18 protein-coding genes are annotated in these 15,944 nt (G+C 62.8%); 11 read left to right on the forward strand and 7 right to left on the reverse strand.

Annotated features, from left to right (window positions below; translation table 11 throughout):
- Nucleotides 1-7 precede the first annotated feature (7 nt).
- The 3 genes from SLW75_RS07440 to SLW75_RS07450 form a co-directional block, all read right to left on the reverse strand.
- Complete coding sequence (locus tag SLW75_RS07440; RefSeq protein ID WP_065988531.1) at nt 8-361, reverse strand: hypothetical protein; 354 nt, start codon at nt 359-361, stop codon at nt 8-10.
- A gap of 498 nt (nt 362-859) precedes the next feature.
- Complete coding sequence (locus SLW75_RS07445) at nt 860-1,378, reverse strand: GNAT family N-acetyltransferase (RefSeq protein ID WP_410934055.1); 519 nt, start codon at nt 1,376-1,378, stop codon at nt 860-862.
- A gap of 24 nt (nt 1,379-1,402) precedes the next feature.
- Nucleotides 1,403-2,581 carry a GGDEF domain-containing protein gene (locus tag SLW75_RS07450; RefSeq protein WP_410934056.1) on the reverse strand — a complete coding sequence of 393 codons (1,179 nt, stop codon included), beginning with the start codon at nt 2,579-2,581 and terminating at the stop codon, nt 1,403-1,405.
- A 253-nt stretch (nt 2,582-2,834) separates the two neighbouring features.
- Between SLW75_RS07450 and SLW75_RS07455 the strand changes: the two genes are divergently transcribed.
- Both SLW75_RS07455 and greB read left to right on the forward strand, forming a co-directional pair.
- The gene (locus tag SLW75_RS07455; protein WP_410934371.1) at nt 2,835-3,818 is read left to right on the forward strand and encodes a GlxA family transcriptional regulator; all 984 of its coding nucleotides are present in this window, start codon (nt 2,835-2,837) and stop codon (nt 3,816-3,818) included.
- A 126-nt stretch (nt 3,819-3,944) separates the two neighbouring features.
- Nucleotides 3,945-4,418 carry a transcription elongation factor GreB gene (greB, locus tag SLW75_RS07460; RefSeq protein ID WP_065988745.1) on the forward strand — a complete coding sequence of 158 codons (474 nt, stop codon included), beginning with the start codon at nt 3,945-3,947 and terminating at the stop codon, nt 4,416-4,418.
- A 78-nt stretch (nt 4,419-4,496) separates the two neighbouring features.
- Here the strand turns inward: greB and SLW75_RS07465 are convergent, their stop codons facing one another.
- Nucleotides 4,497-7,010, reverse strand: a complete 2,514-nt coding sequence (locus SLW75_RS07465; protein WP_410934057.1) for an ABC transporter permease — start codon at nt 7,008-7,010, stop codon at nt 4,497-4,499.
- Complete coding sequence (locus SLW75_RS07470) at nt 7,010-7,693, reverse strand: ABC transporter ATP-binding protein (protein WP_410934058.1); 684 nt, start codon at nt 7,691-7,693, stop codon at nt 7,010-7,012. The genes SLW75_RS07465 and SLW75_RS07470 overlap by 1 nt, the downstream gene beginning before the upstream one ends.
- Before the next feature lie 10 nt (nt 7,694-7,703).
- Between SLW75_RS07470 and SLW75_RS07475 the strand changes: the two genes are divergently transcribed.
- The 4 genes from SLW75_RS07475 (at nt 7,704) to SLW75_RS07490 (ending at nt 10,313) form a co-directional block, all read left to right on the forward strand.
- Entirely contained in the window at nt 7,704-8,309 is a 606-nt protein-coding gene (locus SLW75_RS07475) for an arylesterase (RefSeq protein WP_192130214.1), read from the forward strand.
- A 119-nt stretch (nt 8,310-8,428) separates the two neighbouring features.
- The gene (locus tag SLW75_RS07480; RefSeq protein WP_410934059.1) at nt 8,429-8,893 is read left to right on the forward strand and encodes a thiol-disulfide oxidoreductase DCC family protein; all 465 of its coding nucleotides are present in this window, start codon (nt 8,429-8,431) and stop codon (nt 8,891-8,893) included.
- A gap of 71 nt (nt 8,894-8,964) precedes the next feature.
- A complete protein-coding gene (locus SLW75_RS07485; RefSeq protein ID WP_065988524.1) occupies nt 8,965-9,261 on the forward strand; it encodes a hypothetical protein in 297 nt (98 codons plus the stop codon).
- 83 nt (nt 9,262-9,344) lie between these two features.
- A complete protein-coding gene (locus tag SLW75_RS07490; protein WP_410934060.1) occupies nt 9,345-10,313 on the forward strand; it encodes a L,D-transpeptidase family protein in 969 nt (322 codons plus the stop codon).
- A gap of 77 nt (nt 10,314-10,390) precedes the next feature.
- Here SLW75_RS07490 and SLW75_RS07495 read toward each other — a convergent pair whose 3' ends face one another.
- Nucleotides 10,391-10,642 (reverse strand): Lpp/OprI family alanine-zipper lipoprotein, encoded by a 252-nt coding sequence (locus SLW75_RS07495; RefSeq protein ID WP_065988522.1) that lies wholly within the window; start codon nt 10,640-10,642, stop codon nt 10,391-10,393.
- Nucleotides 10,643-11,286: 644 nt separating this feature from the next.
- On the opposite strand from SLW75_RS07495, the gene SLW75_RS07500 reads away from it, so the two are divergent.
- Nucleotides 11,287-11,568, forward strand: a complete 282-nt coding sequence (locus tag SLW75_RS07500; protein ID WP_065988521.1) for a GNAT family N-acetyltransferase — start codon at nt 11,287-11,289, stop codon at nt 11,566-11,568.
- 65 nt (nt 11,569-11,633) lie between these two features.
- Here SLW75_RS07500 and SLW75_RS07505 read toward each other — a convergent pair whose 3' ends face one another.
- Nucleotides 11,634-12,710: a 3-deoxy-7-phosphoheptulonate synthase gene (locus SLW75_RS07505; protein WP_065988520.1), complete on the reverse strand. Its 1,077-nt coding sequence runs from the start codon at nt 12,708-12,710 to the stop codon at nt 11,634-11,636.
- A gap of 303 nt (nt 12,711-13,013) precedes the next feature.
- Here SLW75_RS07505 and SLW75_RS07510 point away from each other — a divergent pair, with 303 nt between their 5' ends.
- From SLW75_RS07510 to SLW75_RS07525, 4 genes are all read left to right on the forward strand, one after another.
- A complete protein-coding gene (locus SLW75_RS07510; RefSeq protein ID WP_244160342.1) occupies nt 13,014-13,349 on the forward strand; it encodes a thioredoxin family protein in 336 nt (111 codons plus the stop codon).
- 12 nt (nt 13,350-13,361) lie between these two features.
- Nucleotides 13,362-14,330 (forward strand): putative 2-dehydropantoate 2-reductase, encoded by a 969-nt coding sequence (locus SLW75_RS07515; RefSeq protein WP_410934061.1) that lies wholly within the window; start codon nt 13,362-13,364, stop codon nt 14,328-14,330.
- Nucleotides 14,331-14,376: 46 nt separating this feature from the next.
- Nucleotides 14,377-15,297, forward strand: a complete 921-nt coding sequence (locus SLW75_RS07520; protein ID WP_074892511.1) for a 5'-nucleotidase — start codon at nt 14,377-14,379, stop codon at nt 15,295-15,297.
- Between the two features lie 95 nt (nt 15,298-15,392).
- Nucleotides 15,393-15,887, forward strand: a complete 495-nt coding sequence (locus SLW75_RS07525) for a universal stress protein (protein WP_296313394.1) — start codon at nt 15,393-15,395, stop codon at nt 15,885-15,887.
- The last annotated feature ends 57 nt before the right edge of the window (nt 15,888-15,944 follow it).

Raw genomic sequence — 15,944 nt, forward strand, 5'->3', positions numbered from 1 at the left:
CAAGCGCTTACCAGCGGTCATTGCCCGGACCGTGGTCAAAACCTCGGCGGTATCCTCCGTCGTAGTAGCCACGGGGCGGCGGTGGCGCGAAGCGACGATATTCGACTCGCTCACGCACTGGCACATAGACAACCTGCTGGTACTGCGGCTGATAACGCGGCGCGTAGCGCGGTTGCGGGCGATAATCCTGATAGCGATCGTGTCGGTCGTGGCTGGACTGACTGATCACCGCGGCCAGTACGGCACCCACGGCGGCTCCGGCGATGACGGGCACAATCACGTTGCGTTCGCTGGCGGACGCCGCACCGGCGCTGGCGAGCAGACCGGACAGGATCAGGGCTTGGGTCATCTTGGACATCATGGTGTCTCCTTTGGCGAAAGAGTGGGTTCGCCATGGACGTATGAAACACCGGATCCGTGTAAACCCACGTCTAGGATCGGTAAAGGTTGCGTAAACCCGGGTCGAGCTCGAAACGACCCGTGGCGCAGGCCTGGGCCTCTGGTTTTGCCTCCCGACGCATACCATCCCTGCGCGGAACCCGCAAAAACAACGACCGCCGATCAGCCAGCGGCCTTGCGGGCGAAACCTCCGGCGACAAGTTGAATCAACTGGTTACGTATGTGAGGGTGAGGGGAAGTAAGATGGTGACCGACGATCTCGTCCGGTGGAACAGCCACTGGCGGCTAAATGACCACACTGTGTTGTGCAGGACCTGCAAGGCCCGGCAGAGCGAAGCAGAACGGGAAGCGACGTTTGTGCATTTGCCGACGTGCGGCTATGCCCGCGAATCCGCGCACCCCTGGGATGAGCTCGACGCCAGTTGCGGACTGCAGACCTCTCACTGAACCTCGCCGCCCCTCACCGCGCCGCAACGGCTCTGAAAATCAGGCTTGGGGCCTGGCCGGGCACGTCATCGAGCTCGCCGCAGCGTTGCATGCCGATTTTCTCCAGCACGCGGATCGATGCAGCGTGGGTCGGCCGCACGTAACCCAGCACCTCATCCAGCCTCAGCGTCGAGAATCCGTGTTCCAGCGCGGCTAGGCCCATCTCCGTGGCAAACCCCCGTCCCCATGCCTCAACGGCAAACCGATAGCCCAGATTGACTCGCTGCTCGCCCATAAAATCATGAAGCCCGATGCCGCCGAAGCCGATGATGTGTTCGGGCGCATCCTTGCGCGCAATCGCCCACCAGCCGTAGCCGTGGGCCTGCCAGTGCTCGATCCACCCCTCCAGCATGGCCTGCGCCTGGGCCTCATCAGTCATGGGCCCCGAAGGGTTGAACAGTTGAGTCTGCGGGTCGCTGTAGATGGCGAACAGGCGGGCAAGATCTTCAGGGTCAGGGGCGCGGTAGATCAGATGAGGGCTGCTCATGGGCATGGCCGGTGTTCCTTCGGTGAGCCTTCACTGTGTGGGCAGCGGATCGCTGCCGTTGACACTCTGATCTACCAGCTGAATGCGGTTGCGTCCACCCCGTTTCGATTCATACAAGGCCGCATCGCTGCGCTCGATCAACGCCGCCAGGTTGGGCGGCGGTTGGCTGAACAGGCTGGCGCCGATGCTCAACGTCACGGGCTGGGGCGTGGAAAAGGTTGCCGAGGCCGTCGCGTGAAAGGCCTCACGCAGCGTGCTCCCTACGGCCAGCAAGTGCTCGCTGGACGTGTCACTGAGCAACACCACGAATTCGTCACCGCCCAGGCGCGCTGCCAGCGACCCCTGGGGCAAGGCCGCACGGATGATGTCGCTGAGCGCGACCAGCAGCCGGTCGCCGGCGCTGTGGCCATAGAGGTCGTTGACCAGTTTGAAATTGTCGATGTCCATCAGCAGCAACGCTGCCGGCCGAGCCTGCGAGACACTTTCCAGCAGACGCTGCCCGCGCATTTCCAGCGCGCGGCGGTTGTACAGCGCCGTCAGCGGATCCCGAGCCGCCAGCCGGGCCATGCGTTTTTCCCGGCGATGACGCTCCGAGCCGGTCATCGACAGGGCGATCAGCATCACCGCCATCGTCCCTTCGACCAGCGAAATCTGGAAGATCTCGCCACGAAAGGCCGCCAGATCGATCAGCGTGCCAGGCACCACCGCTGTGACCGCCTTCGAAAAATAGAACAGGCCGTGGACCAGCAGCACATAGCGCAACTGCACCGCGCCGACGCTCAGGGACTTGCCGTGGGGGCGCAGCAGCCCGCTGGCCTTGACCATGAGCAGCGAGATCAACAGCGAGTTGGCGGCCAGCATCACCTTTGACCACCACGGCTGGTCCGGCAGCAGCAACAGCCCGAGCCACACGACGAAGATCAGGTACCAGGCCTTGGACAGCCGGGCTTCGGTAAACCGCGCAACGCCCAGCAGGAAGAGCCAGTGTGCGGTGACCAGCAAGCCGTTGGCGAACCAGATGCCAATCACCAGAATGCCGCTGCTGCGCAGCAATGCCAGGGTGGAGCCCACCGAAATGGTGGCGAATCCTGCGCTCCAGAACAGCAACGAAGGCCCCCGCACCGTCTGCCATTCCACGGCCAGGTACAGCGCGGCCGCCGCAGCGAGGGCGATGGTGATCGTCAGCAGGGTGGTCGGGTCGAGCGCCATAAGCAGCCTGGTGGGTAAGGAGGGTGGTGGTTGGGCGAATGTCAGCCCTGGCAGGCTTTTTTTCGCAGGCCGATGTGTATCGGCCACCTCGACAAAACTTTAACGCCGGCGCCGTTCCGCTAGAATGGCGCAGACCCGGCCGTCGTTGATCAAGGAAGTCTCCTTGGGGAGCGAACGGGTGCAACCATCGGCACCCCGGGCAGGACGCAAAAGCGAGGCGGCAGTGATCGAGCGGCGAGAATTCAGCGGGGGCATGAAGGGCAAGAATCTTCGCTACGTGGATGAGAACAAGCCTGCCCCCTCGGCCCAGACCCGAACCGGCTTCCTGCTGCTCGAACACTTCTCGTTGCCGGCTTTCACCCAGGCTCTGGACACATTCGTCACGGCCAACCTTCTGCGCCCCGAGCTGTTCACCTCGCAGACATTCGGCTTGCACGAGGGCGAAGTGATCAGTGATCTGGGGCTCGTCATTCGGCCCGACGCGCGGCTCGACGTCTCGGCGCTGAAGGACCTCGACCTGCTGGTGGTCTGTGGCGGTTATCGCGCCGGGCTAAAGGCCGATGAGCGAATGTCCCACCTGCTGACCACGGCTGCCGAGCATGGCATTACCCTCGCCGGGCTGTGGAATGGCGCCTGGTTCCTCGGCGCAGCCGGCCTGCTCGACGGCTACCGGTGCGCGATTCACCCCGAGCACCGCGCCGCCCTGGCGGAGATCTGCAAAGTCAGTGAGGTGACCAGCGAAGCCTTCGTCATCGACCGCGATCGCCTCACCGCCGCCAGCCCGGCGGGGGCGTTTCACATGGCGCTGGAATGGATCAAGACCCTGCACGACAAGGCCCTGATCGAAGGCATCGAGGACATTCTGTCTTTCGAGGAGTCGCGCTATCGGCGGATCAAGCCAAGCCGGCACATGACAGTCAGCGCACCGCTCAAGGAAGTGGTCAAGTTGATGGACGCCAACCTGGAAGAACCCTTGGAGCTTGAGCAACTGGCGGTGTACGCCGGGCGTTCGCGGCGACAGATCGAGCGGCTCTTTCAGGAGCAGTTGGGCACCACCCCGCAACGCTATTACCTGGAATTGCGCATCACCGAGGCCCGGCGCCTGCTGCAGCACACCGAGTTGACCCAGGTGGAAGTGCTGGTGGCCTGCGGGTTTGTCTCGCCGAGCCATTTCAGCAAATGCTACAGCGCCTACTTCGGCTATCGGCCCTCCAAAGAAAAGCGTCTGGTCAAATGAGCGCCGCCTTGATTTACCCGCCCGCCAGCCCAACCCTGTAGGCTTCGTTCTGACAAGGACAGGCAGGCACAGACCAGCACTGCCGGACCCAGGCCTGGCCGCACAGAGACAGCGTCAATGAGTGAAATCAGCACCAAAATAATCACCGTCGAGGGCCATGCCGCTCTCAAGAAAGAGCTCGACTACCTCTGGCGCGAGCACCGCCCTGACATCACGCAAAAAGTGGCGTGGGCCGCTTCCCTGGGTGATCGCAGCGAGAACGCCGATTATCAGTACAACAAGAAGCTGCTGCGCGAGATCGACCGGCGGGTGCGCTACCTGCGCAAACGTCTGGAAGACATGCGCGTGGTTGCCTATTCGCCGGAGCAGGAAGGCCGGGTGTTCTTCGGCGCGTGGGTCGAGGTCGAGGACGAGGAGGGCGAGAGCAAGCGTTTCCGCATCGTCGGTTATGACGAAATCTACGGCCGTATGGACTACATCTCCATCGATTCGCCCATGGCCCGGGCGCTGCTGAAGAAACAAGTCGACGATGAAGTCTCGGTGCCGGTTCCGTCCGGCAGCAAGCAATGGTGGATCACTAAAATCGAATACCTGAACTAGCCGCAGCGTTGCGCTGGCCGGTCTGGCTTCTTGAGCAGACGGTGGCGGGGCATTGCCGACCACCGTCAGATCCTGCTCCTAACCCTCGCGCAGCACTTGCAGCGGACTGGCGTTCAGCGCGCGCCGCGTGCCGAACACGCCTGCGCCGCCGACCAGCAAGGCGCCGATCAGTGGCAGCACCAGCAGCCAGGCGTGGGGGTGCCACTGCAGGTTGAAGGCATAGCGGTAGAGGGCAAAACTCACCAGTTCACAGCCAATCGCCGCCAGCACACCGCTGACCGCCCCGAGCAGACCGAACTCGATGCGCCGGGCCTTGATCAGCAACGCGCGGTTGGCGCCCAGCGCCCGCAGCAGAGCGCCCTGTCGAATCCGCTCATCGAGCGTCGCCTGCAAGCCGGAGAACAGCACCGCCATCCCCGCCGCCAGCACGAACAGCAGCACGTACTGCACCGCCATCGTCACCTGATCGAGAATGCTGCGCAGCTGCTCCAGCAACGCTTCCACCTGCAGGATCGTCACGGCCGGGAAGGCCCGGGACAGCTCGACGATCTGCTGATCATTGCCCGGCGCCAGATAGAAACTGGTCAGGTACGTGGCCGCCACGTCCTTGAGGGTGCCGGGCTGGAAGATCATGAAGAAGTTGGGCTGAAAGGTGTCCCAGTTGATGTCGCGCAGGCTGGTGACCTTGACCTCGCGGGTCAGACCGCCGATCACGAAACCGAGGGTGTCGCCCAGTTTCATGTTCAGGCTGTTGGCCAGTTTGGTTTCCACCGACACGCCGGGGACCACGCCCTCCGCAGGCGGCTGATCGCTCGCCCACCACTGGCCGGCGGTGATGCTGTTGCCTTCCGGCATCGTGGCCGCCCACGTCAGGTTGAGGTCGCGCTGGGTGGCGTTTTCGCCACGGGAGTCCTTGGTGACGAACTTGCTCACCGGCTCGCCATTGATGGTCATCAAGCGCCCTGGAATCATCGGGTACAGCGGCGCGCTGTGGGTCGACAGACGCCCCATGCGTTCAGCGAAATTATCCTTGTCGTTGGGCAGGATATTCAGCGCGAAGTAGTTTGGCGCATCCTTGGGCAGCTGGTTCTGCCAGGTGTCGAGCAGCTCGCCGCGCAGCAGCGCAATCAGTCCCATCGACAGCAGAATCAGCCCGAACGCCAGGGACTGGCCGGCGGCGGCCATGGGATGGCGCAACAGCTGACCCAAGCCCAGACGCCACGGCAGCGAGGCCCCGGCCAGCAAGCGGCGCAGGCTTTTCAGGGCCAGCAGCAATACACCGCCGAGCACCAGCGCCGCGATCAGACCGCCGCCGAGCAGGGCGAACGTCAGCACCAGGTCCAGACTCAAGCGCCACATGATCAGGCCCAGCGCGAACAGCGCCGCGCCATAGACCAGCCACGTGCTGGCCGGGATCGGCAGCATGTCCCGACGCAATACCCGCAGCGGTGGCACGCGACCCAACGCTGCGAGCGGCGGCAGTGCAAAGCCGGCCAGGGCGACGAGCCCGGTGCCGATACCGGCGACTGCCGGCAGCCAGCCACCCGGCGGCACGGCGGCGGGCAGCAGGCTCTCCAGCAGATGAAACAGGCCCAGTTGGGCAAACCAGCCGAGCAGGGCGCCTGCCGCACTGGCCGCAACGCCGAGCATCGCCAGCTGCAAACCGAACAGCACCAGTGCTTCATTGCGCGACAGGCCCAGGCAACGCAGCAGCGCACTGGCATCGAAACGCCGCGCCGCGAAACGCGCCGCCGACAAGGCAACCGCCACGCCGGCCAGCAGCACCGCGACCAGACTGGCCATGTTCAGGTAACGCTCGGCCTTGCCCAGCGCGCCGCCGATCTGTTGATTGCCATCACGGGCGTCGTCGATTTTCTGATTCGGCGCCAACCCGGGTTCGACGGCCTTGCGGTAAGCCGCGAGTTCCTGGGGCGTGCCGCGCCACAGATCTCGATAACTGACGCGGCTGCCGGGCTGCACGACCTTGGTGGCCTCAAGGTCGGCCATGTTGATCATCACCCGGGGCGTCAGGCTGTAGAAGTTGCCGGCGCGGTCGGGCTCGTAGGTCAGCACCCGGGTCAGCTTCAAGGTCTTGGAACCGACGTCGATGCTGTCGCCCACTTTCAAGTTGAGCGCCACCAGGATCCGCGCTTCCGCCCAGGCTTCGCCGGCTTGGGGCTCACCACCAACGGTTTCCGCTTCGTAGGGGGCAGGCGCGCTTTTCAGCTCGCCGCGCAATGGGTACGCCCCATCGACGGCCTTGACGCTGGCCAGCTGGATGCCGTTATCGGTGGCCACCACGCTGGAGAAAATCACGATCTGCGAGTGATCCAGCTTCAGCGCGTTGCCGGCATCGATCTGCGCAGGTGTCGCCGGCGTGGAGCCGCCGAGGATCAGGTCAGCACCGAGAAACTCCGTCGCTCGCAGCAGCATGGCGCTGTTGAGGCGTGCGCCGAAATAGCCGATGGCGGTGCTGGCGGCAACCGCCACCACCAGTGCGAAGAACAGCACGCGCAGCTCGCCGGCGCGGGCATCGCGCATGAGCTGGCGCGCCGCGAGGCTGAGCAGGCGTGAGAAAGGCAGGCGTGCCATCAAGGCTCCATTGGGGCGACCAGTCGGCCACCCTCCAGACGGATCAGGCTCCGGCAACAGTGGGCCAGGCGCTCATCGTGGGTGACCAGCACCAGCGTCGTGTTGCGCTCCTGGTTCAGCTCGAACAGCAGATCGCTGATGCGCTCGCCGGTGTAGCTGTCCAGGTTGCCGGTGGGCTCATCGGCGAACAGCACGTCCGGGTCGGCGGCAAATGCACGGGCGATGGCGACCCGTTGCTGCTCGCCGCCCGACAGCTGCCGTGGTGTGTGGGTCAGGCGCTGACCCAGGCCGACCCGCTCCAGCAGATGCCGGGCCTGATCGCGGGCGTCTTTGCGGCCCTCAAGCTCCATGGGCAGCATGACGTTTTCCAGCGCGTTCAGGCTGTCGAGCAACTGGAAGGACTGGAAGACAAAGCCCACGTATTCGGCGCGAACCCGGGCGCGCTGATCTTCATCCAGCTCGCTGAGGTTGCGCCCCGACAGGACTACGGAACCGGCGCTGGGCAGGTCGAGACCGGCCAGCAGGCTGAGGAGGGTGGATTTGCCCGAGCCCGACGCGCCGACGATGGCCAGCGTGTCGCCCTTGTTTAGTTCCAGGGAGAGTTCGTGCAGGATGGTCAAGTCACCTTCGGTGCTTGGGACCACTTTGCTGAGGTTCCGAGCACTGAGAATACTTTCGCTCATGGAGAATCCGATGCGTGCGTGGTTTTTAAGTGCTGGCCTGGGTTTGCTGCTGGTATCACAAGGCGCGATGGCAGGCACGGTGCTGATCGTTGGCGATAGTATCAGCGCGGCTTTCGGCCTGGATACCCGGTTGGGTTGGGTCAGTCTGCTGGAACAGCGTCTGGCGAAGGAAGGCTTCAAGGAAAAAGTGGTCAATGCGTCGGTCAGCGGCGACACCAGCGCAGGAGGCCAGGCGCGGCTGCCGTCGCTGCTTGCCGAGCACAAACCGGATCTGGTGATCCTCGAACTGGGCGGTAATGACGGCCTGCGCGGGCAACCGCCGGCGCAATTGCAACAAAACCTTACCGACATGGTTGAGCAGTCCAAGGCGGCGGGGGCCAAGGTGCTGCTGCTGGGCATGAAAATCCCGCCTAACTACGGTGAGCGCTACACCACGGCCTTCGCGGCGGTGTACCCGAAAGTCGCTGAGGAGACCAATGTGCCTCTGGTGCCGTTCATGCTGGAAGGGGTTGGCGGCCGGCCTGACATGACCCAGCAAGACGGCATTCACCCCAATGTTCCGGCTCAGCCGTACTTGCTGGATAACGTCTGGCCGGTCCTTAAACCCTTGCTTTAGTCGCGGCTGCAGACATCAGGCGTTCGGCGATGGGGTCAAACATCGGGTGCGAGGGACCGCTCATTGCCAGCACGAAGGTTTGCGCCTATGGTGGCCCAAACCTATACAGGACCCAAAAGATGTACAAGAAAGAGCAGTGGCTACTCACGCTGTACTACGACGGTGACTGCCCGCTTTGCGCGCGGGAGATCAAACTCCTGCGTTCCCACGCTTGCGCGAACGCAGAGGCAGGCGCAGACACAACAACCGCGCGACTGCTGTTCGTCGACATGAGCGAAGAGGGCTTTGATGCACCGGCTCTTGGATTCACCCATGAGCAGATGCAGTCTGTTTTGCATGCCCGTTTCGACGATGGCACCTGGGTCACGGGCCTGGATGCGACGCTCTGGAGCTGGCGTGCAGCCGGGCTTGGCGCCTGGGCTGCGCCACTGTCATGGCGGCCGTTGAGACCCCTGTTGAACCTCGGTTATCGGCTGTTCTGCCGCTTTCGTCCCCAGCTGGCGTGGTTACCTCATCCGGATGGCAGCCGCCGATGCCGCGACGGCAGTTGTACGGTTTCCAGGCCCTCAGACCAAAACCGCTGATTTAAAGGCCTGCAGGCCTTTTCCGGACGGGGGCTTTCGGCTAATGTGGCGCCCCCGCTCTGGAGCCCCCAATGCCGCGCCGTCCTGCCTGGTCCCTTTATGCCTATCAACTGATCGAGCCTGACGAACAGCTCGACCTGTTCGCGTGCCAGGAAATCCTTGTGCATCTGGTCGCTCGCCAGCTCGAACTGGCAGGCTCCGCCGACCGCACGTTGTGCGGCACCTTGTTGCCGGCGCAGCCGCGCTGGTCGGAAGTGCAGCAGACGGTTTATCAGGACGAGCGCCTGTGCCCGCTGTGCCGGGCGATCATCGACGCGCAACGGCGCGGCTGGCACCCGATCTGGCCGGAACTGGAAGCCGGCGTTTAAGGCCACGCGAACACTCCCGGACGCGCAGGGGTGCGTGTACAATCGCGCACAATCAAGCCTTCCGTTTACCAAGGATTCTCCGGATGTTGTCGCGCATTCCAGCTTTCGCCCGCTGTCTGTCGCTCGCTGCGCTGTGCGCGGCCGGCCCCGTCTCCGCCCTGGAGTTTCCGTTGCCGCCGCCCGGTGAGGACATCATCGGCCAGGTGCAGACCGTGACCGCCAAGTACGAAGACACTTTCGCTGACCTGGCCACGCGCTACGACCTGGGTTACCTGGAAATGATCGCCGCCAACCCGGGCGTCGATGCCTGGCTGCCGGGCGCAGGCACCCAGGTGGTGCTGCCGACGCGTTTCATCCTGCCGCCGGGTCCGCGGGAAGGCATCGTCATCAACCTCGCCGAGTACCGTTTGTACTACTACCCGAAAGGCCGGAACGTGGTGTACACCTTCCCGCTGGGTATCGGTCGCGAAGGCTGGGGTTCGCCGGTCTTCACCACCAAGGTCACCGCCAAAACACCGAATCCGACCTGGACGCCGCCTGCGTCGGTCAAGGCCGAGCACGCCGCCGACGGCGATATCCTGCCCAACGTGGTCCCGGCCGGGCCGGACAACCCCCTGGGCCCGTTCAAATTCGGCCTCGGGCTGCCGGGCTACCTGATCCATGGCTCGAACAAGAAGTTCGGCATCGGCATGCGCACCAGTCACGGCTGCTTCCGCATGTACAACAACAACGTGCTGGAAATGGCGGACATGGTCCCGGTGGGCACCACCGTGCGCATCATGAGCGAGCCGTACAAGTTCGGCGTCAGCGGCGGCAAGGTTTACCTCGAAGCGCACACGCCGCTGGACGAAAGCGGCAAGCCGTCGGTGGTCGACAAGCACACCGCCGTGATCAACGCACTGCTCAAGCGCGAAGACCTGGCCAACAGCCTGCGGATCAATTGGGATGAAGTGCGGGACGTGGTGGCTGCCGAAGACGGAATGCCGGTCGAAATTGCCGTGCCGACCACGCCGGCCCCCGCGGTGGGCGAAGCGCCAATGACGCTGCAGTAACGCTGCGACGCCATACGCCGGGCAATAAAAAAGCCGACCCGTTAACGGGTCGGCTTATCAATAATCCCGAGGGATTATTACTTGCGGCTAGCCTTGTCCAACATACGCAGAGCGCGCTCGTTGGCTTCGTCAGCAGTTTGCTGAGCTTTTTGAGCAGCAGCCATAGCTTCATCAGCCTTGCGGTAGGCTTCATCGGCACGGGCTTGCGAACGAGCGGCTGCGTCTTCAGTTGCAGTCAGACGAGCTTCGGTTTCTTTGGATGCGCTGCTGCAACCGGTAGCCAGAACTGCGGCCAGGGCCAGAGCAGAGAATTTCAGAACGTTGTTCATCGTGTTCCCCTTAAAGGACTTCTATCAAATTAGTCATCTCTCGAGAGTGAGAAAACGACCGGCGTACATCTTACTCATTGTTTGTAGTAAGTAAACGGACCGCGCGCAACATCTGCAGAAAATTCTTGGGTTTGAACGGGTTCCGTCGAACTCCTCACGCTTTTTCTTCGCACGCAGAAGCCCCAGGGCGCAGGTGTCTGTGAGATGACTCCGGCCCAGGCGATTTCCCCCTACCATCCACGTATCATCGACCATTTTTATATAGTCGATTATCGGGACAGGCGCACCCTTGAGAGCCGTTTAAATGGCCCTCAAGTGGCTTGAGTCCGGGCATGGCGTCTCAATGGACATTCGTCGGCGATAACAGGTTCCATGGGGCGTGCAGTCGGATGCGCGGCAACGCAATTAACAGTTGATTCACTTGAGCGCATTCGCTCGGGGCGCCTATATTCGCCTGTGCTCAAATTGTTTGAGAACAGCGATGCTCTTCGCGGTGTCCAAACGGCACAGGGTGGCGCAGTCAGCTCTATTGCAGAAGGCCCTATTGCAGAAGCCAATAGTAGTCGTACTGCCTGTAGAGGTTCCTTCGCCGGGAAAATGTCGATAAGGTAAGGGTCCAATTCCAAGACCCGCGAGGAGTAGTGATGAGCGAGGCGTTGTCCATCCACCATGACGAGACCGGTCACCAGTTCGAAGTCAATATCGACGGCTACCGTGCCTATCTGACGTACATGGACCTGGGTAAAGAGACCCTGGATATCTACCGTACGTTCGTTCCCAACGAATTGCGCGGACGTGGCATAGCGGCAGCCTTGACCAAGGTGGCCCTCGACTATGCCGACCGGATCGGCTACACCGTGATTCCTTCGTGCTCCTATGTGGAGCGTTACATGGAGCGCAACCAGCGGCAGGCTGCCAAGATCTGACCGAACCGCGCTTCACACAGTAAAACGCCGAGCATGTGCTCGGCGTTGTCGTTTCTGCAGTACGGTCAGTCGCGTTTGCGCGTTGGCAGTACGTCCTTGAGCTTGGCGTGCATGCTGCGCAGGGTTTTCTCGGTGCTGTCCCAATCGATGCAGGCATCGGTGATGGACACGCCGTATTGCAGGTCGGCGAGGTCTTTGGGAATGGCCTGGCAGCCCCAGTTCAGGTGGCTCTCGACCATAAGGCCGATGATCGACTGGTTGCCTTCGAGAATCTGGTTGGCAACGTTTTCCATCACCAGCGGTTGCAACGCCGGGTCCTTGTTGGAGTTGGCGTGGCTGCAATCAACCATGATGTTCGGCTTGATCTTCGCCTTGTTCAGCGCCTGTTCGCACAGGGCAACGCTGACCGAATCGTAGTTGGGCTTGCCGTTGCCGCCGCGCAATACCACGTGACCGTAGGCGTTGCCTTTGGTGGTGACGATGGACACGCCGCCTTCCTGGTTGATACCGAGGAAGCGATGGGGGCTGGACACCGATTGCAGGGCGTTGATGGCCACGGTCAGACCGCCGTCGGTGCCGTTCTTGAAGCCAACTGCCGAGGACAGGCCCGAGGCCATTTCCCGGTGAGTCTGGGACTCGGTGGTGCGCGCGCCGATGGCCGACCAACTGATCAGGTCCTGCAGGTACTGAGGCGAAATCGGGTCGAGGGCTTCGGTCGCGGTCGGCAGCCCTTTTTCGGCCAGGTCGCGCAGCAGTTGACGGCCGATGTGCAAGCCATCCTGAATCTTGAAGGAGTCGTCCAGATACGGGTCGTTGATCAGGCCTTTCCAGCCGACAGTGGTGCGTGGCTTCTCGAAATAGACGCGCATGACCAGATACAGAGTGTCGGACACCTCGGCCGCCAGCGCTTTCAGGCGATCGGCGTATTCGTGGGCGGCCTTGAGGTCGTGGATCGAGCAGGGCCCGATCACGATGAACAGGCGGTGATCCTTGCCATCGAGGATGTTGCGGATGACTTCGCGGCCCTGGCTGACAGTGGCCTGGGCGGCGGCGGTCAGCGGGATTTCGCGTTTCAGCTGATCCGGGGTGATCAGTGTCTCGTTGGAGGCAACGTTGAGGTCGTCAATCGGTAAATCAGCCATCGTGTTACTCATCAGGTCACGGATGCTGGCCGCCAGCGTCCCCGTGCGGCGGAGCCGAGCATGATTGAGCGCAACGGGGGAGCCGAACCTTAGCGCGTTAGCCGGTGGTTCGACAATGGGTAAACGTGGCTTTCGTCCAACGGTTGCGGCATTGTCTGACCTGTTTCGGACTGAGGAATGGCACGATGGATATTCCCGACGAAAGCCGACTCGACTGATACCCCGCTATTCCCGGCTAAAGCCCGTCCTGCGAAAGGCGGCGAAGGCCTTCAGTCACCCGAACATCATTCAGAGGAGAAGCGCGTGGATCAACTGCAACTGACGGACTTCGACCTCGACCAGCAACTTCTCAATCTGCCCGGCGTCTCACTGCTGATTTTCACCAGCCTGGGCTGCTCCAGTTGCCGCTGGGCCCGGCATCATTTGCCCGAGCAATCGTTGCCGCTGGATCGGCTGTGCTGGATCGATGCCGAAGAAAACGGCGGCGCGGTGGAGCGCTACGGCGTGTTTCATCTGCCGACGATGTTTGTGATACGCGACGGCGCCTTCTTCGGGGCCCTTCGCACGCAGATGTCAGCCGACGCTATTGTCACGGGCCTGGCACACGCGCTGGCGACGCCGCCAGACGAATTACCCTGAAGCGGAGTTTCCATGAGCGAAAGTGCAGCGAGCGAAAGCGCAGTCAAACCCCGGATCGGCATCATCGGCACCGGTGCGATCGGCGGCTTCTATGGCGTGATGCTGGCCCGGGCCGGCTTCGATGTACATTTTCTGCTGCGCAGCGAATTCGAGGCCGTCGCCCGCAATGGCCTGCACGTGGACAGCCAGGTGCACGGCCCGTTGGTGCTGGAGAATGTCCAGGTCTACGCCTCAGCGGCTGATATGCCGCCCTGTGACTGGCTGCTGGTCGGCGCCAAGACCACCGGCAACGGCGGGGTGGCCAACGCTATCGTCCACGCCTCGGCGCCAGACGCCAAGGTGTTGCTGCTGCAAAACGGGTTGGGCGTTGAGGAAGAGCTGCGCGCCGAACTACCGGATTCCCTTCATCTATTGGGCGGCCTGTGTTTTGTCTGCGTGCATCGCACAGGGCCAGGGCAAATCACCCACCAAGCCTTTGGTGCCGTGAACATCGGCTACCACAGCGGGCCGGCCAATTTGGCAACGCGCGGGCACTGGGTCGAGCAGGGCGCTTCGCTGTTTCACCAGGCGGGCATTGACTCCGTGGCGATGGACAACCTCGACAAAGCACGCTGGCAGAAACTGGTGTGGAACGTGCCCTACAACGGGCTATCGGTGCTGCTCAACGCGAGCACCACGCCGCTGATGGCTGACGCCGACAGTCGCGCCCTGATCCAGGGCTTGATGGCGGAAGTGGTGCAGGGCGCCGAAGCGTGCGGGCACGTACTGCCGGAGGCCTACGCCGAGCAATTGCTCAAGGTCACTGGCCAGATGCCGGATTATCGGCCGAGCATGTACCACGACTTCACCGGAAAACGCCCGCTGGAACTTGACGCCATCTACGCCCTGCCCCTTGCGGCTGCGCTGGCCGCCGGCTGCGACATGCCCAAGGTGCGCGCCCTGTATCACGCGCTGGCGTTTATTGATCGCGGCAATCGTTGACGGCCAATGCCGTGCGCTTGCCCACCTCCCGCTTTAAGGAAGACTGATGAGCACTCAGCTGAACGTAAAAACCCCGGGGAGCAAGCTGGTGCTGGCGATTTCCTCGCGGGCGCTGTTTGATTTGCGGGAAAGCCATGACGTTTATATGGCCAGCGGCGTCGCTGCCTATCGCCAGTACCAGATCGACCACGAGGACGAAATTCTTGAGCCCGGTGATGCGTTCCGGCTGGTGGAAAAACTGCTCAGCCTGAACGCCAGCCTGAACCAGTCCCGGGTGGAAGTGGTGCTGGTCTCGCGCAACAGTGCCGACACCGGGTTGCGCGTATTCAATTCGATTCAGCATTACGGCCTCGACATTTCCCGCGCGGCGTTCGTCGGCGGCCGCAGTCCGTTTCCGTATCTGGCCGCTTTCGGCAGTCATCTGTTCCTGTCCACCCACGCCGAAGACGTGCGCAGCGCGCTGGACGCCGGGTTCGCCGCCGCGACCATTCTCTCTGGTGGCGCCCGTCGCGCGGCCAGTGCCGAGCTGCGCATCGCCTTCGACGGTGACGCTGTGCTGTTCTCCGATGAGTCCGAGCGCGTGTATCAGTCCGGAGGGCTTGAGGCGTTTCAGGCCAATGAGCGCGAAGCGGCGCGACGGCCCTTGCCCGGCGGGCCGTTCAAACCCTTTCTCGCGGCATTGAACGCCCTGCAGCGCGAATTCCCCGAAGAGTCCTGCCCGATTCGCACGGCGCTGGTCACCGCGCGCTCGGCGCCGGCTCACGAGCGGGTCATCCGCACACTGCGCGAGTGGGACATTCGTCTGGATGAGTCGCTGTTCCTCGGCGGCCTGGACAAATCGGCGTTTCTGGAAGCCTTCGCGGCGGACGTGTTCTTCGACGATCAGCCGGGCCACTGTGAGCGCGCGCGGGAAGTGGTGGCGACCGGGCATGTGCCCCACGGCATCAGCAACGAGCTAAAACCTTGAGGCGTTAGACCGAAAAGCAGCAGTCGGGCCGCCTGAGTGCGCGGCGCGCTGCTACGCTGAGTAAGTCTTCACTTCAAAGGCTGTCCGGGGGTCCCATGATCCGCTCGATGCTCTACGCCACGGACCTCGGTGCTTATGCGCCTTATACCCTGCAGCACGCGCTGGTGCTGGCACGGACCTTCGATGCCGAGCTGCATGTCGTGCATGTGGTGGAGCCAATGGGCCTGTTTGCCGAGTCCGTGTTGCAGAGTTATCTGGCCGCCGACGTGCTCAAAGAGCTGCACAGTGAGGGCGTCAACACGGTGATTGATGGCATTGAGGCGCGGGTCATGGACAGCTTTCGTGAAGAACTGGGGGAGGGGCATGAGGACCTTGCCCTGATTCGCAGCGTTCGCGTGGTCCAGGGCGATCCATCCAATGTGATACTCGATCAGGCGCGCCTGCTCAGCGTCGACCTGCTGGTGGTGGGCAGTCGCAGCCACGGCGGGGAGGGGGATACGCCGATTGGCCGGACGGCGGCGCGAGTCCTGCAACTGTCCGACGTGCCGGTGTACATGGTGCCGATGCTGCACAGGCGCACACCGAGGTGATCGCATTCCGGGAATGTGCCAAGGGCGTTAAAAGCTGCGTGCCATTACCGGATAAAA

The organism is Pseudomonas sp. W5-01 (genome assembly GCF_046540435.1).
In the GTDB taxonomy this organism is placed as follows: Bacteria; Pseudomonadota; Gammaproteobacteria; order Pseudomonadales; family Pseudomonadaceae; genus Aquipseudomonas; species Aquipseudomonas graminis_B.

What these genes read in the sequence shown, in the direction of transcription:
- SLW75_RS07440 (WP_065988531.1), bottom strand. Translation starts at nt 361, where the DNA reads ATGATGTCCAAGATGACCCAAGCCCTGATCCTGTCCGGTCTGCTCGCC.
- SLW75_RS07445 (WP_410934055.1), bottom strand. Translation starts at nt 1,378, where the DNA reads ATGCCCATGAGCAGCCCTCATCTGATCTACCGCGCCCCTGACCCTGAA.
- SLW75_RS07450 (WP_410934056.1), bottom strand. Translation starts at nt 2,581, where the DNA reads ATGGCGCTCGACCCGACCACCCTGCTGACGATCACCATCGCCCTCGCT.
- SLW75_RS07455 (WP_410934371.1), top strand. Translation starts at nt 2,835, where the DNA reads ATGAAGGGCAAGAATCTTCGCTACGTGGATGAGAACAAGCCTGCCCCC.
- SLW75_RS07465 (WP_410934057.1), bottom strand. Translation starts at nt 7,010, where the DNA reads ATGGCACGCCTGCCTTTCTCACGCCTGCTCAGCCTCGCGGCGCGCCAG.
- SLW75_RS07470 (WP_410934058.1), bottom strand. Translation starts at nt 7,693, where the DNA reads ATGAGCGAAAGTATTCTCAGTGCTCGGAACCTCAGCAAAGTGGTCCCA.
- SLW75_RS07475 (WP_192130214.1), top strand. Translation starts at nt 7,704, where the DNA reads ATGCGTGCGTGGTTTTTAAGTGCTGGCCTGGGTTTGCTGCTGGTATCA.
- SLW75_RS07480 (WP_410934059.1), top strand. Translation starts at nt 8,429, where the DNA reads ATGTACAAGAAAGAGCAGTGGCTACTCACGCTGTACTACGACGGTGAC.
- SLW75_RS07485 (WP_065988524.1), top strand. Translation starts at nt 8,965, where the DNA reads ATGCCGCGCCGTCCTGCCTGGTCCCTTTATGCCTATCAACTGATCGAG.
- SLW75_RS07490 (WP_410934060.1), top strand. Translation starts at nt 9,345, where the DNA reads ATGTTGTCGCGCATTCCAGCTTTCGCCCGCTGTCTGTCGCTCGCTGCG.
- SLW75_RS07495 (WP_065988522.1), bottom strand. Translation starts at nt 10,642, where the DNA reads ATGAACAACGTTCTGAAATTCTCTGCTCTGGCCCTGGCCGCAGTTCTG.
- SLW75_RS07500 (WP_065988521.1), top strand. Translation starts at nt 11,287, where the DNA reads ATGAGCGAGGCGTTGTCCATCCACCATGACGAGACCGGTCACCAGTTC.
- SLW75_RS07505 (WP_065988520.1), bottom strand. Translation starts at nt 12,710, where the DNA reads ATGGCTGATTTACCGATTGACGACCTCAACGTTGCCTCCAACGAGACA.
- SLW75_RS07515 (WP_410934061.1), top strand. Translation starts at nt 13,362, where the DNA reads ATGAGCGAAAGTGCAGCGAGCGAAAGCGCAGTCAAACCCCGGATCGGC.
- SLW75_RS07520 (WP_074892511.1), top strand. Translation starts at nt 14,377, where the DNA reads ATGAGCACTCAGCTGAACGTAAAAACCCCGGGGAGCAAGCTGGTGCTG.
- SLW75_RS07525 (WP_296313394.1), top strand. Translation starts at nt 15,393, where the DNA reads ATGATCCGCTCGATGCTCTACGCCACGGACCTCGGTGCTTATGCGCCT.